At 59.2% G+C, this 17,580-nt stretch carries 21 protein-coding genes; 5 read left to right on the forward strand and 16 right to left on the reverse strand.

Features of this window, described 5'->3' with window-relative positions:
* The first annotated feature begins 243 nt into the window (after nt 1-243).
* From EYC79_RS14905 to bfr, 4 genes are all read left to right on the forward strand, one after another.
* A complete protein-coding gene (locus tag EYC79_RS14905; protein ID WP_130978480.1) occupies nt 244-1,425 on the forward strand; it encodes an acetyl-CoA C-acetyltransferase in 1,182 nt (393 codons plus the stop codon).
* 71 nt (nt 1,426-1,496) lie between these two features.
* Nucleotides 1,497-2,222, forward strand: a complete 726-nt coding sequence (gene phbB, locus EYC79_RS14910) for an acetoacetyl-CoA reductase (RefSeq protein ID WP_130978611.1) — start codon at nt 1,497-1,499, stop codon at nt 2,220-2,222.
* 248 nt (nt 2,223-2,470) lie between these two features.
* A complete protein-coding gene (locus EYC79_RS14915; protein WP_082447437.1) occupies nt 2,471-2,782 on the forward strand; it encodes a (2Fe-2S)-binding protein in 312 nt (103 codons plus the stop codon).
* Nucleotides 2,748-3,239 carry a bacterioferritin gene (gene bfr / locus EYC79_RS14920; RefSeq protein ID WP_027673553.1) on the forward strand — a complete coding sequence of 164 codons (492 nt, stop codon included), beginning with the start codon at nt 2,748-2,750 and terminating at the stop codon, nt 3,237-3,239. The genes EYC79_RS14915 and bfr overlap by 35 nt, the downstream gene beginning before the upstream one ends.
* 69 nt (nt 3,240-3,308) lie before the next feature.
* Here bfr and EYC79_RS14925 read toward each other — a convergent pair whose 3' ends face one another.
* The 14 genes from EYC79_RS14925 to rplU form a co-directional block, all read right to left on the reverse strand.
* Nucleotides 3,309-3,818 carry an RNA pyrophosphohydrolase gene (locus tag EYC79_RS14925; protein ID WP_062597434.1) on the reverse strand — a complete coding sequence of 170 codons (510 nt, stop codon included), beginning with the start codon at nt 3,816-3,818 and terminating at the stop codon, nt 3,309-3,311.
* A 36-nt stretch (nt 3,819-3,854) separates the two neighbouring features.
* Nucleotides 3,855-5,045, reverse strand: coding sequence for a divergent polysaccharide deacetylase family protein (locus EYC79_RS14930; RefSeq protein ID WP_130978481.1), 1,191 nt, complete (start codon nt 5,043-5,045; stop codon nt 3,855-3,857).
* Nucleotides 5,046-5,126: 81 nt separating this feature from the next.
* The gene (locus tag EYC79_RS14935; protein ID WP_062424753.1) at nt 5,127-6,455 is read right to left on the reverse strand and encodes a S41 family peptidase; all 1,329 of its coding nucleotides are present in this window, start codon (nt 6,453-6,455) and stop codon (nt 5,127-5,129) included.
* Nucleotides 6,445-7,779: a murein hydrolase activator EnvC family protein gene (locus EYC79_RS14940; RefSeq protein ID WP_130978612.1), complete on the reverse strand. Its 1,335-nt coding sequence runs from the start codon at nt 7,777-7,779 to the stop codon at nt 6,445-6,447. Before EYC79_RS14940 ends, EYC79_RS14935 begins: the two co-directional genes overlap by 11 nt.
* Before the next feature lie 219 nt (nt 7,780-7,998).
* A complete protein-coding gene (gene rlmH / locus EYC79_RS14945) occupies nt 7,999-8,481 on the reverse strand; it encodes a 23S rRNA (pseudouridine(1915)-N(3))-methyltransferase RlmH (protein WP_112359182.1) in 483 nt (160 codons plus the stop codon).
* A 202-nt stretch (nt 8,482-8,683) separates the two neighbouring features.
* Complete coding sequence (gene rsfS / locus EYC79_RS14950) at nt 8,684-9,157, reverse strand: ribosome silencing factor (RefSeq protein ID WP_062444487.1); 474 nt, start codon at nt 9,155-9,157, stop codon at nt 8,684-8,686.
* Nucleotides 9,158-9,220: 63 nt separating this feature from the next.
* The gene (locus EYC79_RS14955; RefSeq protein WP_130978613.1) at nt 9,221-9,817 is read right to left on the reverse strand and encodes a nicotinate-nucleotide adenylyltransferase; all 597 of its coding nucleotides are present in this window, start codon (nt 9,815-9,817) and stop codon (nt 9,221-9,223) included.
* Nucleotides 9,818-9,858: 41 nt separating this feature from the next.
* Nucleotides 9,859-11,145 carry a glutamate-5-semialdehyde dehydrogenase gene (locus tag EYC79_RS14960; RefSeq protein WP_162739589.1) on the reverse strand — a complete coding sequence of 429 codons (1,287 nt, stop codon included), beginning with the start codon at nt 11,143-11,145 and terminating at the stop codon, nt 9,859-9,861.
* Entirely contained in the window at nt 11,138-12,307 is a 1,170-nt protein-coding gene (gene proB, locus EYC79_RS14965; protein WP_111848606.1) for a glutamate 5-kinase, read from the reverse strand. Before proB ends, EYC79_RS14960 begins: the two co-directional genes overlap by 8 nt.
* Nucleotides 12,304-13,368 carry a GTPase ObgE gene (gene obgE / locus EYC79_RS14970; RefSeq protein ID WP_062424758.1) on the reverse strand — a complete coding sequence of 355 codons (1,065 nt, stop codon included), beginning with the start codon at nt 13,366-13,368 and terminating at the stop codon, nt 12,304-12,306. The genes proB and obgE overlap by 4 nt, the downstream gene beginning before the upstream one ends.
* A gap of 173 nt (nt 13,369-13,541) precedes the next feature.
* Nucleotides 13,542-14,126 (reverse strand): GNAT family N-acetyltransferase, encoded by a 585-nt coding sequence (locus EYC79_RS14975; RefSeq protein WP_062444481.1) that lies wholly within the window; start codon nt 14,124-14,126, stop codon nt 13,542-13,544.
* The gene (locus EYC79_RS14980; RefSeq protein WP_062424760.1) at nt 14,123-14,755 is read right to left on the reverse strand and encodes a GNAT family N-acetyltransferase; all 633 of its coding nucleotides are present in this window, start codon (nt 14,753-14,755) and stop codon (nt 14,123-14,125) included. Before EYC79_RS14980 ends, EYC79_RS14975 begins: the two co-directional genes overlap by 4 nt.
* Before the next feature lie 130 nt (nt 14,756-14,885).
* A complete protein-coding gene (rpmA, locus tag EYC79_RS14985) occupies nt 14,886-15,155 on the reverse strand; it encodes a 50S ribosomal protein L27 (protein WP_062424761.1) in 270 nt (89 codons plus the stop codon).
* Nucleotides 15,156-15,195: 40 nt separating this feature from the next.
* Nucleotides 15,196-15,510 (reverse strand): 50S ribosomal protein L21, encoded by a 315-nt coding sequence (gene rplU / locus EYC79_RS14990; protein ID WP_062424762.1) that lies wholly within the window; start codon nt 15,508-15,510, stop codon nt 15,196-15,198.
* Between the two features lie 324 nt (nt 15,511-15,834).
* Here rplU and EYC79_RS14995 point away from each other — a divergent pair, with 324 nt between their 5' ends.
* The gene (locus EYC79_RS14995; RefSeq protein WP_062424763.1) at nt 15,835-16,278 is read left to right on the forward strand and encodes a metallopeptidase family protein; all 444 of its coding nucleotides are present in this window, start codon (nt 15,835-15,837) and stop codon (nt 16,276-16,278) included.
* Nucleotides 16,279-16,445: 167 nt separating this feature from the next.
* Here the strand turns inward: EYC79_RS14995 and EYC79_RS15000 are convergent, their stop codons facing one another.
* On the reverse strand, nt 16,446-16,652 hold the full coding sequence (locus tag EYC79_RS15000) for a DUF1737 domain-containing protein (RefSeq protein ID WP_062424764.1): 207 nt from the start codon (nt 16,650-16,652) through the stop codon (nt 16,446-16,448).
* Entirely contained in the window at nt 16,649-17,560 is a 912-nt protein-coding gene (locus EYC79_RS15005) for an HpcH/HpaI aldolase/citrate lyase family protein (protein ID WP_130978482.1), read from the reverse strand. Before EYC79_RS15005 ends, EYC79_RS15000 begins: the two co-directional genes overlap by 4 nt.
* Nucleotides 17,561-17,580 lie beyond the last annotated feature (20 nt).

The raw sequence follows: 17,580 nt of genomic DNA on the forward strand, positions 1-17,580 counted from the left end.
CCTCGCCTCCTCGCGATGCCGGTCTTTCTTGTTTTCTTGGTGTTTTTGCTCTTCCCATTCAAAAGAGTATGCTGAAACAAAGGCGTCTGACAAATGGTTTGTGCGATGCAGCAGTCACTTTCTTGCGCAGCAATCTTGCAGCATGCGGGTGCTGCGGTGCAGGGCTCTTTCAAATCCTTTTGGCCAAATTGACTTGCGCCCCAAGCTTTGACAGTCTCGCGCCAAAATTCGGGAGAAACATCCATGCCTTCATCCTCCATCGTGATCGCGAGCGGTGCACGCACGCCGGTCGGTTCGTTCAACGGTAGCTTTGCCAATACGCCGGCGCACGAACTTGGCGCATCCGTCATCACTGCGGTTCTGGAACGGGCAGGCGTTGCTGCCGCCGATGTCGATGAGGCGATCCTGGGACAAGTGCTGACTGCTGGCGAGGGGCAGAACCCGGCGCGTCAGGCCGCAATGAAGGCCGGCGTTCCGCAGGAAGCAACCGCCTTCGGCATCAACCAGCTTTGCGGTTCCGGCCTGCGCGCTGTTGCACTCGGCGCGCAGCAGATCGCGCTTGGCGATGCATCCATCATCGTGGCCGGCGGGCAGGAATCCATGTCGATGGCTCCCCACGCGGCGCATTTGCGCGGCGGTGTAAAGATGGGGGATTTCAAGATGGTCGATACCATGTTGAAGGACGGCTTGATCGATGCCTTCCATGGCTATCACATGGGCATCACCGCAGAGAATATCGCCCGCCAGTGGCAGTTGTCCCGTGAAGAGCAGGACGAATATGCGGTGCGTTCGCAAAATCGCGCCGAAGCGGCACAGGCGGCCGGGCGCTTTGAGGATGAGATCGCGCCCTTCGTCATCAAGGGCCGCAAGGGCGATGTGACGATCGCCGCCGACGAATATATCCGGGCAGGCGCCTCGCTGGAGGCGCTGACCAAGCTTCGCCCCGCCTTCGACAAGGAGGGCAGCGTCACGGCCGGCAACGCCTCCGGCCTCAACGACGGTGCCGCCGCCGTGTTGCTGATGACGGAAGAAGAGGCCGCCAGGCGCAATATCCAGCCTCTGGCGCGCATCGCCTCCTGGGCGACGGCCGGTGTCGATCCACAGATCATGGGAACCGGTCCGATCCCTGCCTCGCGCAAGGCGCTGGCAAAGGCCGGCTGGTCGGTCGGCGATCTCGATCTGGTCGAGGCCAATGAGGCCTTTGCCGCTCAATCCTGCGCCGTGGTTCGCGATCTCGGTCTCGATCCGGACATCGTCAACGTCAATGGCGGTGCGATTGCGATCGGCCACCCGATCGGCGCATCCGGTGCACGTGTGCTGAACACGCTGGTTTTCGAGATGAGACGGCGACAGGCCCGCAAGGGTCTGGTGACGCTTTGCATCGGCGGCGGCATGGGCATTGCCATGTGCCTCGAAGGGGTGTGATCGGCCCAAATCATTGAAATGCCACGTTGGCCCCTCTAAAGGGCTAAGCTTTGAAACTGAGGGCCTTGAAGATGAGCCGGGTGGCATTGGTAACAGGTGGGACAAGCGGCATCGGCGCTGCGATCGCAAAAGCGTTTCATGCAGCCGGTTATAAGGTCGCGGTCAACTACGTCTTCACAGAGGACCGCGCCGAGGCTTTTCGGCAGACAACTGGGATACCCGCCTATCAATGGGATGTACGGGATTACGATGCCTGCGTGGCCGGTGTCGCCGAGGTGGAACGAACGCTCGGACCGATCGACATCCTCGTCAACAATGCCGGCATTACCCGTGATGCCATGTTCCACAAGATGACGCCGCAGCAGTGGCGTGATGTGGTCGATACCAATCTCAACGGCGTCTTCAATATGACGCATCCGGTCTGGCCCGGCATGCGTGAGCGGGGCTTCGGTCGCATCATCACCATCTCGTCGATCAACGGCCAGAAGGGCCAGGCGGGTCAGGCTAATTATTCTGCGTCCAAGGCCGGCGATATCGGCCTGACGAAGGCGCTGGCGCAGGAGGGTGCCTCGCGCAACATCACCGTCAACGCCATATGCCCCGGCTATATCGGCACGGAGATGGTCCGCGCCATCCCCGAAACCGTTTTAAATGAGCGCATCCTGCCGCATATTCCAGTTGGTCGATTGGGTGAGCCGGAAGAGATTGCCCGATGCGCATTGTTTCTGGCGTCGGATGAGGCAGGCTTCATTACCGGCTCGACGCTGACGGCCAATGGCGGGCAATATTTCGCCTGATCGCATCGCCTTTACCATTACGAATCCGTGATCGACGGCGTGGTGACGCGCTCTGTCTAAAGACGCTCATCCGCGATGCTCTGTTAAAGATTCTGCTAAATCAATGAAAATACGAAGCTTTTCGTCCAGTTTAGAAGCTATCTAAACATATCACATGTCAAAAGCAGGCGGTTGTTTTTCTTGACATCGAATGTCCTGTTTTGGTTTAACAGAAAAAACAACGTGTTGCGTCACGCAGGCAATGGATCATGCTGGTTTGTAGCTGCAATTACATCACCGACAACGACATTCGCGATGTCATCAACGAGCTTCTTGATGAAGACTGTTGGCAGCTCATCGTCCCAGCGAAAGTCTATCACGCCATGCAGAAGCGTGGCCGTTGCTGTGGCTGTTTCCCGACTGTCGTCGACCTGATCATCAAAACGACGGAAGAATATCATGCACGTCGGCACTCGACTGAGGCCGAAGTTTTTGATTTTATGTCCCGCCTAAAACAATTACATGAAGACCACAGGAGAGCGGACATTGAAAGGCGACAAAAGAGTCATCGAGCAGCTTAACGAGGCACTGTTCCTCGAACTCGGTGCAGTGAACCAGTACTGGCTTCACTACCGGCTGTTGAACGACTGGGGCTACACAAAGCTCGCCAAGAAAGAGCGCGCCGAATCGATCGAAGAGATGCAGCACGCTGACAAGATCATCGATCGCATCATTTTCCTCGAAGGCCATCCGAACCTCCAGACCGTTGCACCTTTGCGCATCGGCCAGAACGTCAAGGAAGTGCTGGAAGCCGATCTCGCCGGCGAATACGACGCCCGCACGGCCTACAAGAAGTCGCGCGACATCTGTCACGATGCTGGCGATTACGTTTCGATGAAGCTGTTCGAACAGCTTCTCATCGACGAAGAAGGCCATATCGACTTCCTCGAAACGCAGCTCGATCTTCTCAACAAGATCGGCGAAGCCAAGTACGGTCAACTCAATGCCGACTCGGCCGATTCTGCGGAATCCGAGTGATACTTTTGGCAATGAATTGAAAAAGGCGGCAGAGATGCCGCCTTTTTTGTTCTTACGGTTTCATTGCTCTTATGGGACCAGATGGCGGAATTGCTCGACCACCTGTTCGTAGACCGATCGTTTGAAGGGTACGATCAGCTCGGGGAGGCTTTCCATCGGCTTCCAGTCCCAGGCGTCGAACTCCGCCTCGTTGCTGCCGGGCGGCGGATTGATCTGGATTTCGCTCTCATCGCCATCGAAGCGGAAGGCAAACCATTTCTGCGCCTGACCGCGATATTTGCCGCGTAGTCCGATGCCGATCAGCTGCGGCGGCAGATCGTAATGGATCCAGTCGCGTGCTTCGGCCAGCAGCGTGACCGTCTTCATGCCCGTTTCTTCATAAAGCTCGCGAATGGCGGCAGCGAGCGGCGCCTCGCCGTCATCAATACCACCTTGCGGCATTTGCCAGAGCTGTGGTGAGCCATCGAACTCCGAATTGCCTTGAGAGATACGGCGCCCGGCCCAGACGAGGCCCTTATCGTTCAGAACCATGATACCGGCGCAGGGGCGGTAGGGCAGATCGTCTGCTTTGATCGACATTCTTGAACCTGGATGTTGATTGTTGGTGGAGCAGACTTACTGTTTGCCGTGTTGCGAGACAAGCGCGGAAACGCCGACGATCTCGATGCCGCGCGCTGCCGCTTCGACCGACCATTTGGAGATGGCGGCAACGCTCTCATCGAAGGCAGAGGCAACACCGATGGCGGAACCGTTGCGCCGCGCAATCCGCTCCAGATCGTCCAGCTTGCGCAGGATGGCGGCGTCGTTGACCTGATCGTCCAGTTGCAGATCGGCAAAGCCTATCGGCGTGGACACGGCCTTGGCGATGATGCCGGTGCGTGATTGCGCGGACGATCCGTCATCCAGAAACAGCAGGCCACGCTGGCCGACATCGCGCAGCACCGGCTCAAGTGCCTTGTCATCGGCCATGAAGCGCGCGCCGAGATAGTTCATCACGCCGGTATAGTTGGTGATCTTGGCCATGGAGCGGTGAAGCCGTTCCAGATTGATCTTGGCTGGATCGGAGACCAGAAGCGTGTCGGGACCTGGATCGGTGCCGGGATAGCCGAAGGGCTCGAAGGGGATCTGCAGCAGGACCTCATGGCCCTCACGACGGCCCTCCTGCATCCAGCGCTGCAAGCTGTTGCCAGTCGCGGCAAAGCCAAGGGTCACTTCAGCCGGAAGCTCTTTGATCGCCTTCTGCGTGCCCGTCTGGCTAAGCCCCAGCCCGCCGACCACGATGGCGATGCGGGTGCCGCGTGCCCCGGACCAGGGCCTTGCATATTGATCCATCGGCTTCAGCCCGTCGGCGCTGATAATGGGAAGCCTGCCGAAAGGGCTGTCCTCGAGCAGTTCGTCATTCGGTCGCATCGCGACGCGCGGATCTTGGCCAACCGTCTGGCCGGTCATCAGCACGGGTGCATTGTCAGTGCGGTCTTTCGGCGAAAAGACGGAGACGACATTGCCGTCCGACATGGTGTTGCGCTGGACATTGGCGCCGGAACGTCCGCTTTGGAGGTCGACGGCACTATCCCCGTTTGGCGATGCTGCCTGATCCGGCGGTGCTCCCGCCGGTCCCAACGCCACGTCCGGTGCGGTGGAGTTTTTCGCCAGATTGCCTGGAGAGAGGGCCGTATAGAGGGATAGCCCGGCCACACTGCCGCCTGCGAGAATTGCAAGCAGCGTCAACACAGAAAAGCGCCGGACGAACCCGACGCTCTGTTTACGCTTCCGACCCATGAGCGGTTTACGCAGGTCTGATGACAATGGTGTTTCCGTGGCTGATGCGTGATTGACGTCTGACCGGACAGGAAAAGGCACCGGCCTTGGACCGGTGCCTTTGATATCTTACTGCTTGTTGACGACTGCCTTTTCCGGGTTTGGGGGGAAGGACGCGTCGGTCTTGGTGCCATGCAGCAGGTCAAGCGCATAGTTCAGCTGGATATCGTCCTTGGCTTCCGGCGGAACGTAAGCCGCAGAGCCCGAACCTTCTTCGGTTTCGCTCTGGCCCTGGATGTGACCGCGCAGGCTGGATTCGCCTTCGGCGCGAACACGACCCTGAAGCTCCGGCGGAAGAGGCTGTTCCACCTTGATATCCGGCGTAATGCCGGTGCCCTGGATGGATTTGCCGGACGGCGTGTAATAGAGCGCCGTTGTCAGGCGCAGAGCGCCGGTTTCGCCAAGCGGAATGATCGTCTGAACTGAGCCCTTGCCGAAGGAACGCGTGCCGACAACCGTCGCACGACGCAGATCCTGCAAGGCGCCTGCGACAATCTCGGACGCCGAGGCGGAGCCACCGTTGATCAGAACGATGACGGGCTTGCCGTCGGTCAGATCGCCAGCTGTGGCGTTGAATCTCCGGGTTTCATCCGGATTACGGCCACGGGTGGAGACCACTTCGCCGCGCTCGAGGAAGGCGTCTGACACGTTGATCGCCTGGTCGAGCAGACCGCCCGGGTTCAAGCGCAGATCGAGCACATAGCCCTTGAGCTTGTCGGCCGGAACGTCCTGCTTGATCTTCTTGATCGCCTTTTCGAGATCGTCATAGGTCTTCTCGGTAAAGGAGATGACGCGCAGATAGCCGACATCGCCACCTTCGACACGCGACTTGACGGCGCGGACCGCGATGATGTCACGCATGACGGTGATGTCGAGCGGCTTGTCGGCGCCCTGGCGGATGATGGTGAGCTTGATCGGCGTCTTGACGGCGCCGCGCATCTTCTCGACCGCGTCTTCCAGCTTCAGGCCGCGCACCGGCTGGCCGTCGATTTCGGAAATGAAGTCGCCTGCAAGAATGCCAGCCTTGGCAGCGGGCGTATCGTCCATCGGCGAGATGACCTTGACCAGCTCGTTTTCCATGGTCACTTCGATGCCGAGGCCGCCGAACTCGCCCTTGGTCTGGGTGCGCATGTCGTTGGCATCTTCGGCATTCATGAAGCTCGAATGCGGATCGAGCGAGCTCAGCATACCGTTGATGGCGTTTTCAACCAGCTTCTTGTCATCCGGTGGCGTTACATATTGCGCACGCACCCGCTCGAAGACATCGCCGAAAATCGAGAGCTCCTTATAGGTGGAAGGGCCTGCTGCCTGCGCCGGCAGGCTGGCAGAATAGATAACGCTCATCGCTGTGGCGCCCATGAGCCCACCGATGAGAAGAAGCGAAGCCTTACGAATCATTACGCGCCCTTCCGGTATTTTTTGCGGACCACCAGGGTTGAGAATCAACCGGCACTCCGTCTTTTCTGAATTCAATGTAAAGCGTTGGCTTGTCAGTTTCCAGCGCCAAAGCCGCCGCACTCGCCACTCTTTTTACGCCCATGGAGGCAATCGGTTCACCGGAGAAAACGAACATGCCCTGCCGCGTTCTCACATTGTCCATGCCCGTCAGTACCAAATGATAACCGTCGCCAGCGTTGAGGATGATCATGCGGCCGTAGCTGCGAAATTCTCCAGCAAAAACCACAAAGCCATCGGCTGGCGCTGTTACCAGTGCTTCCGGGCCGGTCGCCACGACGATTCCTTTGGAGAAATGGCCTGTTCCGTCGGCATCGCCGAAGCGTCTCAGCACCTCTCCGGAAACCGGCATTGCCAGCTTACCCTTCAAGCTCGAAAACGGATATGCTGGCGCAATGCGGTTTTTATCGGGCACCCCGGCCTCGGTTTGCGCCTCCAATTTGTCCCGCTCGGCAGGCGGAAGACGGGCGATCCGCTCCTCTTCCAGACGTGCCTTTTCCTTGGCGTCGCGTACCGAGGAAATTTCGTTTTCGAGCGATGAGACAAGGCCCTCCAGGCTGGTCGCCTTGCTTGCAAGTTCTTCTGATCGCTTGCGTTCTGCCTCAAGATCGGCGGTCGTCTGGCTGCTCTTCTTGTCGTTTTCGGCACGCAGCAGATCGAGCCGCTTTTCCTCTTCCAGGCTGGCCGTCATCATGCCGGTCAACTGCTCGCGCTCTGCAGCAATCGCCTGCCGCAGGTCAGTCAATTCTTTGAGAGCGGAGACAAGCTTGTCGGTCTCGGCGCGAATACCGGGAACGACGGCGCCGAGCAGGATCGCACTTCTAACGGAGGCGAGCGCATCTTCGGGAGAGACGAGAAGGGCAGGTGGCGGATTGCGGCCCATGCGCTGCAGCGCTGCCAACACTTCCGCCAGGACACCGCGGCGCTCGCGAAGCGAGGCTTTCACATCGTCCTCGCGCACGCTCAGTTTCGCCAGACGATCTTCGCCATCGCTGATCTTGGCTTCCAGATCCTTGCGGCGCTGTGCCGAGGCGATCAGTTCTTCCTTGATCCGGGCCGTGTCCTGGTTCAGCGCTGCAATGCTCTCTTCAAGCTGCCTCGCCTTGTCTTCCGACAGTCCAATGCTGTCCACCAGTTCCTGCAGATCCTGGCGGTTCTGGTCACGGCGTGTTTCCAGTTCCTGCAATTCGCTCGGTGATTCTGCCGGTGGAGTGGCAGTGGCAGTGGTCGCGGTCGGTGCGGCATCCTGAGCTGAGGCGCGCGACATGGTCAAACACGCCAGTCCGATGGAAAGCGCGACGCTTACCTTCAGCGCAAGCCGACCCGCTGGGGACACAAGCCGGAATGTGTCGCGTGCTGGACCCATGATGTTGTCTTTTACCTGCTCGATAAGATTGGCGACCATACGCTGCTTCGCCGCTTTGCGCCAATAGGTCTTGATGAAGGTGCGAGATAGACCTGCATTTGCGACGAAAGCGTGTCGGGTTCAGACCCGGTGGTAGGGGTGGCCGGACAGGATGGTGACGGCGCGGTAAAGCTGTTCGGAAATCAGGAAGCGGACGATCTGGTGCGGCCAGGTCAGCTTGCCGAGGCAGAGTGTGGCGGTTGCCTTCTCGCTCAGCGAAGGGTCGAGCCCGTCCGCGCCGCCGATCGCAATCACCACATCACGCTTGCCGTTGTCACGCATGGTGGCGAAAAGCTCGGCGAAAGCGGGACTGTCCAGCGCCTTGCCGCGCTCGTCCAGAAGGATCAGTGCAGCGCCGTCGGCGAGATGCTTTTCCAGCATCGCCGCTTCTTCGCGTTTGCGCGTCTCGGGGTTGGAGGCACGGCTTTCCTGCACCTCGATCATTTTGGCAAATTCCAGCCCAATCGCCGGGCCGGCCTTGGCGAAGCGATCCAGATAGCGAGACGCAAGTTCTTTCTCAGGGCCGGATTTCAGCCGTCCCACCGCAAAAATTGAAATCCGCATTCACATGTCAGCCTGTTCGCAACCCTGTTGGGCTGCGCTTGTAGCAGGATTGGCTGCGGACTTCCATGCGACCGAAAAAGTCTTCGGCCTAAAGCGTGTCGCGATCTCTCAGATTCGCGCTTACGCTTTATTCCCTTGCTTCATCGCATGGCGTTATCGCAAAACCGCTGCACACGTTGGCGCGGCATGCTTCAACCCGCGATCAATGCAGTGTTTCTTCCTCGATGTCCGGGGTCGCCCACATCTTTTCGATGTTATAGAACGCCCGCACTTCAGGACGGAACACGTGGATGATGACATCGCCTGCGTCGATCAGCACCCAGTCGCCGGCCTCAAGGCCTTCGACACGCGCGCCGCCGAAACCCTCATCCTTCATATCGGTGATGAGATGTTCGCAGATCGCCGTCACATGCCTGTTCGACCGCCCGGACACGACCACCATGTAGTCTGCCAGCGCCGACTTTCCGGCAATGTTCAGGGAAACGATATCTTCTGCTTTGGAGTCCTCGACACTCGCAAGGACGGTTTCCAGGGCACGACGGGCGGCATCGACGCCACTCTCCTGGCCCTTTGGGATAGCGCTGTAAGCTCTTCCCTTAGCGTGTACTGTTGTCAGAGGTTTTCCTTTCCGAAATGACAAAACAGATACTGCGCGCCGCGATTCTCGACGACGCATCATAAAAGTGGCACCATTGGATTCACTTTTCAAGATGTGGGAAGTGACGCCAGCGCTCACACTTCATTTATGGTGCGGGCTGTTGCCGTTGCGCAAAGCCGTCGAGCTCAGCGTCGAGCGCGGTCCATGGATGAAGACCCAGGCAGGTGCCTGCTTCTTCCACAAGACACCGGCATCGTCCTCATCAATGCGGGCATGGCTGAAGGCCTGCGCCATGGTGGAGGAAAGATAGGCAAGCGTTGCACCTGGGCGATCAATGACGGCAATCGGAAAGGTCTCGGCGATCAGCCGCCATTTTTGCCAGTGATGAAAGGTTCTGAGATTATCCGCCCCCATGACCCAGATGAAATGGGCATGTGGGTTGCGCGCCTTTACCTTTGCCAGCGTATTGGCCGTATAGCTGACACCGAGTGTCTGCTCAAAGGCGGTGATCTTGATGCGTGGGTCGGTGACGAGACTCTCGCAGGCGGCGATACGTTCGGCAAGCGGGGCGAGTTCTGTTCGGTTCTTCAACGGATTGCCAGGCGTCACCATCCACCAGAGTTGATCGAGCCCGAGTCGCCGCATGGCAATTTCCGCCACCAGCGCATGGCCGTCATGGGGCGGATTGAAGGACCCGCCGAACAGACCGATCACCATGCCGCGCTCGGTGTGCGGCATGGTCAGGTAACGTTGGTCAAGTGCCCGATCAGCCGCCAATATCAGATCCGCGTCTGGCCGGTGCCATGCACGCGGTATTTGAAGGACGTCAGCTGTTCGACGCCGACAGGCCCACGCGCATGCATCTTGCCGGTGGCAATGCCGATTTCCGCGCCCATGCCGAACTCGCCACCATCGGCAAATTGTGTGGAGGCATTGTGCAGCAGAATGGCGCTGTCGATCTCGTTGAAGAAGCGGGCAACGACCTCCGGATCTTCGGCGATCACCGCTTCTGTGTGGTTTGAGGAATAGGTACCGATATGCTGTATCGCGCCGTCGATCCCATCCACCAGGGCCACCGAGATGATGGCGTCGAGATATTCCGTGCGCCAGTCCTCCTCATTCGCCAGCGTCACGCCTGCAACGGCGTTTTGCACCTCATCCGAACCGCGTACTTCGCAGCCCGCCTCCAGCAGGATTTTCACCAGGGGTTCCAGATGGGTCGCAGCAACTGCGCGATCGACCAGCAAGGTTTCGGCAGAGCCGCAAATACCAGTGCGGCGCATCTTGGCGTTCAGAACGATCTTCTTTGCCATCTCAAGGTCGGCGGATTTGTCGACATAGACGTGGCAGATGCCTTCCAGGTGCGCAAAGACGGGCACACGGGCTTCTGTCTGCACACGCCCGACCAGGCTTTTTCCGCCACGCGGCACGATGACATCGACGGTGCCACCCAAGCCGCCAAGCAGCAGGCCGACGGCGGCGCGATCGGTCACCGGCACGAGTTGGATCGCATGCTCTGGAAGCCCCGCGATCTTTAGCCCTTCCACTAGGCAGGCATGGATAGCGCGCGATGAATATTGCGAATCCGATCCGCCCCGCAGGATCACGGCGTTACCGGCCTTGAGGCACAGCGCACCGGCATCTGCCGTCACATTCGGGCGGCTCTCATAGATGACGCCGATGACGCCGAGAGGTGTGCGAACACGCTCGATCTTCAAGCCGTTCGGACGATCCCAGGCGGCGATCACCTCACCGACAGGATCGGCAAGATTGGCAATCGCCCGAATGCCTTCGGAAATGCCGGCGATGCGCGAGGGGTCGAGTTTCAGTCGATCGATGAAGGAGCCGGCCACGCCCGCCTGTTCCGCTGCCGCGACATCCTGTCTGTTGGCATCGAGAATGCGGTCTACGGATGCATCGATGGCCGATGCCATGGCGAGAAGCGCGCGGTTCTTTTTTGCGGTTGAAGCGATGGACAACGGTCGTGAAGCAGCTTTCGCCTGAGCGCCGATATTCATCATCAGCGCATCGACAGATTGGCTTTGCTTCACGGCCTGGTCAGGCATCGACTTCATCCTTCTTTGCTTTTTTGATTTTCACGGCAGCGCCGGTCATCACCAGATCGTCGCGGTGGATCATGGCGGAGCGTCCGACATAACCGAGGATCGCTTCGATCTCGTTGGACTTGTGACCGTTGATGCGGCGTGCCTCGTCGGCATCGTAGCCGGCAAGCCCGCGCGCGATCTCGCGGCCTTGCGCGCCGATAATGGCAACGGCATCGCCGCGGCCGAAATTGCCCTTTACCAGTTTGACACCGGCAGGCAGCAGGCTCTTGCCCTGATGAAGCGCCTTTTCGGCACCCTCATCCACATGCATTTCGCCGGCCGGCTGAAGCTGACCTGCGATCCAGGTCTTGCGGGCTGTCACGGGCGTGCCCGAAGGCGCAAACCAGGAGGAGCGCGCGCCATTCTCGATGGCTTTCAGCGGATTCAGCGTCTTGCCCGACGCAATGATCATGGCGCAACCGGCAGCAGTGGCGATCTTGCCCGCATCGATCTTGGTGCGCATGCCGCCACGCGACAGTTCCGACGCGGCACCTCCGGCCATGGCCTCAATCTCGGGCGTGATGTCCGCGATGGTTTCAAGAAACCTGGCATCCGGGTCGAGATGCGGAGGGGCTGTGTAGAGGCCGTCAATGTCGGAGAGCAGAACGAGCAGATCCGCACCGGTCATGGTCGCAACTCGAGCGGCCAGCCGATCATTGTCGCCGTAGCGGATTTCGGTCGTCGCCACCGTGTCGTTTTCATTGATGATCGGCGTTGCACCGATCTTCAGCAACTGGTTGATCGTCGCACGCGCATTGAGATAACGGCGGCGTTCTTCCGTGTCGGAAAGCGTCAGCAGGATCTGTCCCGCGACGATGTCATGCTTGGAAAGGCTTTCCGACCACGCGCGTGCCAGTGCGATCTGCCCGACGGCTGCTGCCGCCTGGCTTTCCTCCAGCTTCAGCGCGCCGGCTGGAAACTTAAGAACCGTTCGGCCAAGCGCGATCGCCCCGGAAGAAACGACCTGCACATCGGCGCCGTTCTTCTTCAACGCCGCGATATCATCGCAGATCGCATCAAGCCAATCCTTCTTCAGCCCCGTCTTGCGGTCCACCAGAAGCGCGGAGCCGATCTTGATGACGATGCGATGATGGCTGCCAAGCGGTTTTCTGGCAGATGTCATAGACGGTCGTCTCCGTCCTCTAGCTCTTCGATCGGCATGGAGCGGTCGGGAAGGGCGGTCTCGCCGCCTTCGCTGGCATCGACGATCACATCGCGCAGCGCGCGCAGCGCCTCCGTCATGCCGATATGGGCGGCGGCCGAAAGAAGGAGCGGAGGACGGCCACAGGCCTTTTCCAGTTCCTTGGCCTTCTTCTTCAGTTCCTTCTCGTCCAGCACGTCGATCTGCGACAGGGCGACGATCTCGCGCTTGTCGGTCAGACCGCCGCCATAGGCGTTCAGTTCCGCCTTGACGGTCTTGTAGGCTTGGCCAACCTTTTCTTCCTGCGCCGAGACCAGATGAAGCAGAACGCGGGTGCGCTCCACATGGCCGAGGAAGCGGTCGCCGATACCCACGCCTTCATGCGCGCCTTCGATCAAGCCCGGAATATCGGCCAGAATGAATTCGCGGCCGTCAATCGTGGCAACGCCGAGATTGGGGTGGAGCGTGGTGAAGGGATAGTTGGCGATCTTAGGGCGCGCGCGCGTCACCGTTGCCAGGAAGGTGGACTTGCCGGCATTGGGCAGACCGACGAGACCGGCATCGGCAATCAGCTTCAGGCGAAGCCAGATGGTCTTTTCTTCACCTGCAAGGCCCGGATTGGCATGCGTCGGCGCCTGATTGGTGGAGGATTTGAAATAGGCATTGCCAAAGCCGCCGTTGCCGCCGGCGGCCAGACGAAAGCGCTGGCCTTCCTTGGTCAGGTCGATGATCAGCGTCTCGTTGTCTTCTTCGAAGATCTGGGTTCCGACGGGTACTTTCAGCACCACATCCGATCCCTTGGCGCCAGTGCGGGTCTTGCCCATGCCGTGCTGGCCGATCGAGGCCTTGAAATGCTGCTGGAAACGGAAGTCGATCAGCGTGTTGAGGCCATTGACGACCTCCACCCACACGTCACCGCCGCGTCCGCCATCGCCACCATCCGGGCCGCCGAACTCGATGAACTTTTCACGCCGGAAGGAGACGGCGCCTGCGCCGCCATCGCCGGACTTGATATAGACTTTTGCTTCATCGAGAAATTTCATCGGACTGCCGTTCTGTCAGCTTGCATGCGGTCATGGCCTTGCCATCCGCATCAAAAAGGTTCTGTCGCCTGGAATATAGCCGCTTGCCCTGAAGGTCAAAGATTATCATGGGCAAGCGCTTATGGAACAAGGCCGGTTTGCGACAAAACCGGCCTTGTCCATCGCGTTGTGCGTTACGGTCGGACGAAGCCTTCCGCCGTCAGCTCGGTGTCGATATGCGCCACCATGGTGGCACGCGCGACCGCATAGACCTCACTGCATCCGGTAATGCGGAAGCCGAGCTTCTCCTGCACGTTGAGCGACGCCGGGTTATCGGCAAAGACGCCCGAATGCAGAACCTCGTTCGGCATACGCCGGAAGAAGCGCTCGACGACGGCGCCAACGGCCTCCGTCATGTAGCCCTTGCCCCAGTAGAAGCGGTTCAGCCAGTAGCCGAGGTGCCATTGACCGTGACGCCGCTCTACCGATACCACGCCGATCAGGGTGTCATCACCGGTGGTGATGGCGAAATCCCAATCGGGCAGGGTGCCCGAGGTTCGCAGGATCAGCCATTCCAGTGCATCCTGCTTGTAGTAGGGCGCTGGAACACGGGCCAACATGCGGGTGACCTGGAAGTCGGCAAGCGTATCCGCAATCGAGCCCGCATCGGTGAGCCGCTGGGGCCGGAGCACCAGCCGTTCGGTTTCGATCGTCGGGCAAGGGCCGGGCGGTGGGGTCGTTTCGACGCTGCGGGGACGCATCAGCTGAGCCGTACTCATCGCATGTCTCCCCAGCTTCTCAATGATACCCATGTCTTGCGATCCAGCCTGTACCATTCAACCGGGACCATGGCGCCCAGCGCCAGCGATCCGACCATGCCGGAACCCTGCAGCTGAAACCCGCACTTTTGTATGACACGGCGAGAGCCGATATTGGTCACCCGGCACCGCGCATCGATCTGGTCGATCTCGCGGGTACGGAAGGCCATGTCGATCAGCGCGTGGGCCGCTTCGGTGGTATAACCCCTGTTCCAATAGGGCTCGCCCAGCCAGTAGCCCATTTCAAGGGTCTTTTCGTCTTCCTGCGGCTCCAGTCCGCAGCACCCCATGAACTCGCCATTGTCCATGCGCGTAATCGCATAGACGCACTTGCCAATCTCGCCATTTGCTGCACGGCGCACAAAATCCGCGGCGTCTTTCGCCGTGTAAGGGTGCGGCATGCGCGACACCATGGTCGCGATGTTGGCGTTGTTGGCAAGATGGGCAAGGGCGTCGATGTCTTCTTCGTGGGGTTTGCGCAAGACAAGTCTTTGCGACAACAAGACGGGGCAATCGCTCCTTGACCGTTCAGGTCTTATCCGTTCTTCGGGTGACCGTGATTGGTCGACCCTCAACAATTCAGCTTGCATGGTTCAGTCCTCCGTGGAGTTAAAGAAAAAAGGGGAGTTGGGTGGTGCCCCAACTCCCCTTTTTTGTGACTGAACCTGTTACGTCTCAGCCGGGTCATTGGGACACCGGCTGCATATGACGCTTACCGGCTTATTCTGCGGCTTCCGCTTTCGGCGCTACGGACACGAATACGCGACCATTGGCCTTCGTGCGGAAGTTAACGTTGCCTGCCGTGAGTGCAAAAAGCGTATGATCTTTGCCCATGCCGACATTGGCGTCGGGATGCCACTGCGTGCCACGCTGACGAACGATAATGTTGCCTGGAATGACGGCTTCGCCGCCGAACTTCTTCACGCCAAGGCGCTTGGAGTTGGAATCGCGACCGTTACGCGAAGAACCGCCAGCTTTTTTGTGTGCCATTGGATTGCTCCTTTAAACTTAGTTTCCCGTGTCGCGCCGATTAGGCAGCAACGATGTCCGTGATACGGACGACAGTGTGATGCTGACGATGGCCGCGCGTACGCTTCGAGTTCTGACGACGACGCTTCTTGAAGGCGATGACCTTCTTGCCGCGGTTGTGCTCGACAACTTCAGCCTTGACCGTTGCGCCTGCAACGAAAGGTGCGCCGAACTTTGCATCAGCGCCAACGCCGACAACGAGAACTTCAGTGAATTCTACAGTTGCGCCTGCGTCTGCTTCCAGCTTTTCGATGGTCAGCACGTCGTTGGCGCTTACGCGGTACTGCTTACCGCCGGTCTTGATGACTGCGAACATTTTTTATCCTTTCATGTTCGTTCCGGCTCTGCGCTTTTGGCGCTGGCCGTCTTTTTATCAGTCGGAGTAGCGGAAATTCGTCGAGGCAAATGCCCTTGGAAACTCTGCCGGTGGACCGCTTTTTTCAAAGCGGAGTAAACGGAAGGCGCAATACGCCATCAATTTGGCTGCGAATTACGCGAGCGAGGCCTTTATGTCAAGGTTCAAAACGGCCTAAAAACGACGGCTGCGCCTAGAAAATCAGGCCTTTTGCGCCGTTGTTGCAAACAGGTCTCGAATTTTATGTCGCAAGGGTTTATATCAGCCCCACAGCAAGGAGCAGAAATGGCCCGCATAGACAGTACCGACGATTGGCGGGATCGCCACGCGCCGACAATATCAGCGTTTGAATCGCTTGCCATTGAGGCATATGGCCACCTGCCGGAAGAATTTCGTGCGCTGACGAAAGATCTGATCATCGAGATCTCGGAGTTCCCGACCGACGATGTGTTCGAGGACATGGCGCTCGAAACGCCGTTCGACCTGCTCGGCCTTTTCGAAGGCCGCGGCATTTCGGAGCGTTTCACCATGGAAACCGGCGAGATGGTTAACCGCATCACGCTCTATCGCCGCCCGATCCTGGATTACTGGGCCGAGAACGAAGAGACGCTTGGCGACATCATCACACACGTCCTCATCCACGAAATCGGCCATCACTTCGGCCTGTCGGACGACGACATGGAGCGGATCGAGGAAAGCGCGGACGACGCGGCTGCAGATCGCGGGTGAGTGACTTAGCTTGCGTGCGCGTGTGCGACAAAGCCGCAACGCCCGCTTTTAGTCGTCCTCGCCCTTCAGGCGAGGATCCATAAGCCATTGACGCTATTGGTAAAGGTGGATCCTCAGGTCAAGCCCGAGGATGACGGTAGAGGAGACCTCGACCGTCACAACCGCTCTTACTGCTCACCCAGCTTCATATCGGGATGATAGTCCTTGCCCTCGACGGTCTTCGTCACCGCCTGGCCGCAATGCATGATGCCGGCTGCGGCGTTGAAGGCGTAGCTTGGTGAGCCTGCAAGTTCCCAGCCCTTGTTGAGAGCGTCGGTGACGCGGTGACAGAATTTCGCGTCGTCCGGGCCCGTGATGAAACGATAGACCTTCATGTGTTTCCTGCCTTTCTTGCGGCGATGATCTCGGCGATGGCGACGAGGCGTTCTGCGCCGGTCACATGCAGCCGTTCGATCATCCGTCCGTTGATGTTGATGACGTTCAATCCCACAGATTCGGGTCTTGCGAAAGCCGCGATCGTCTCGCGCGCCTCTACAAGTGCAGCCTCATCGGGAGTGAAGGCGGTGTTTGCCGCCTCGATCTGCGCCGGGTGGATCAGCATCTTGCCATCAAAGCCCATGTCGCGACCCTGCTCGCATTCCATGGCGAAGGCATCCAGATCGCGGAAATCGTTGGAAACGCTGTCGATCACATCGAGGCCATAAGCCCGGGCCGCAAGCACCACCTGCATCAGCCAGGGGACGAGATAGGTGCGCCCCGGTCTTGCCGGAACGCGGGTATCCTTGCGCAGATCGTTCAGTCCCACCACGAAGGCGCTAAGTCTCGCGGCTTTGGTGTGCGCGGCTTCGGCAATCGCTGCGGCATTCAGGACGCCGCGCGGTGTCTCGATCATCGCCCAGATCTGCATCTCTTCCGGAGCGTCGGCTTCGTCCAGAAGGTCGGCAAGTTCGTGAATGTCGGAGGGCTGCTCGACCTTTGGCAAGAGTACGGCTTGGGGGCCGCAGGTCAGCGCAGCCTCCACATCCTTGAGCCCGGCCTGCGTGGACAGCGGATTGATGCGGATGATCGCTTCGCGGTTTGCCAGCGGCGTCTCGCGGAAGAAGGACAGGAGGTTGCTGCGCGCCTCATCCTTCATGTCGGGAGCAACCGAATCTTCCAGGTCAAAGATCGCGCCATCGCAGTCAAGAGAGCTTAGCTTTTGGAGGGCGCGCAGGTTGATTGCAGGCACAGACAGCAGCGAACGGCGCGGGCGTGCAGTATTATCGACAAAAAATTCGGCCATGCCCCACTTGTGTCAATCTT

This window comes from Agrobacterium cavarae (assembly GCF_004310285.1).
Classification (GTDB): Bacteria; Pseudomonadota; Alphaproteobacteria; order Rhizobiales; family Rhizobiaceae; genus Agrobacterium; species Agrobacterium cavarae.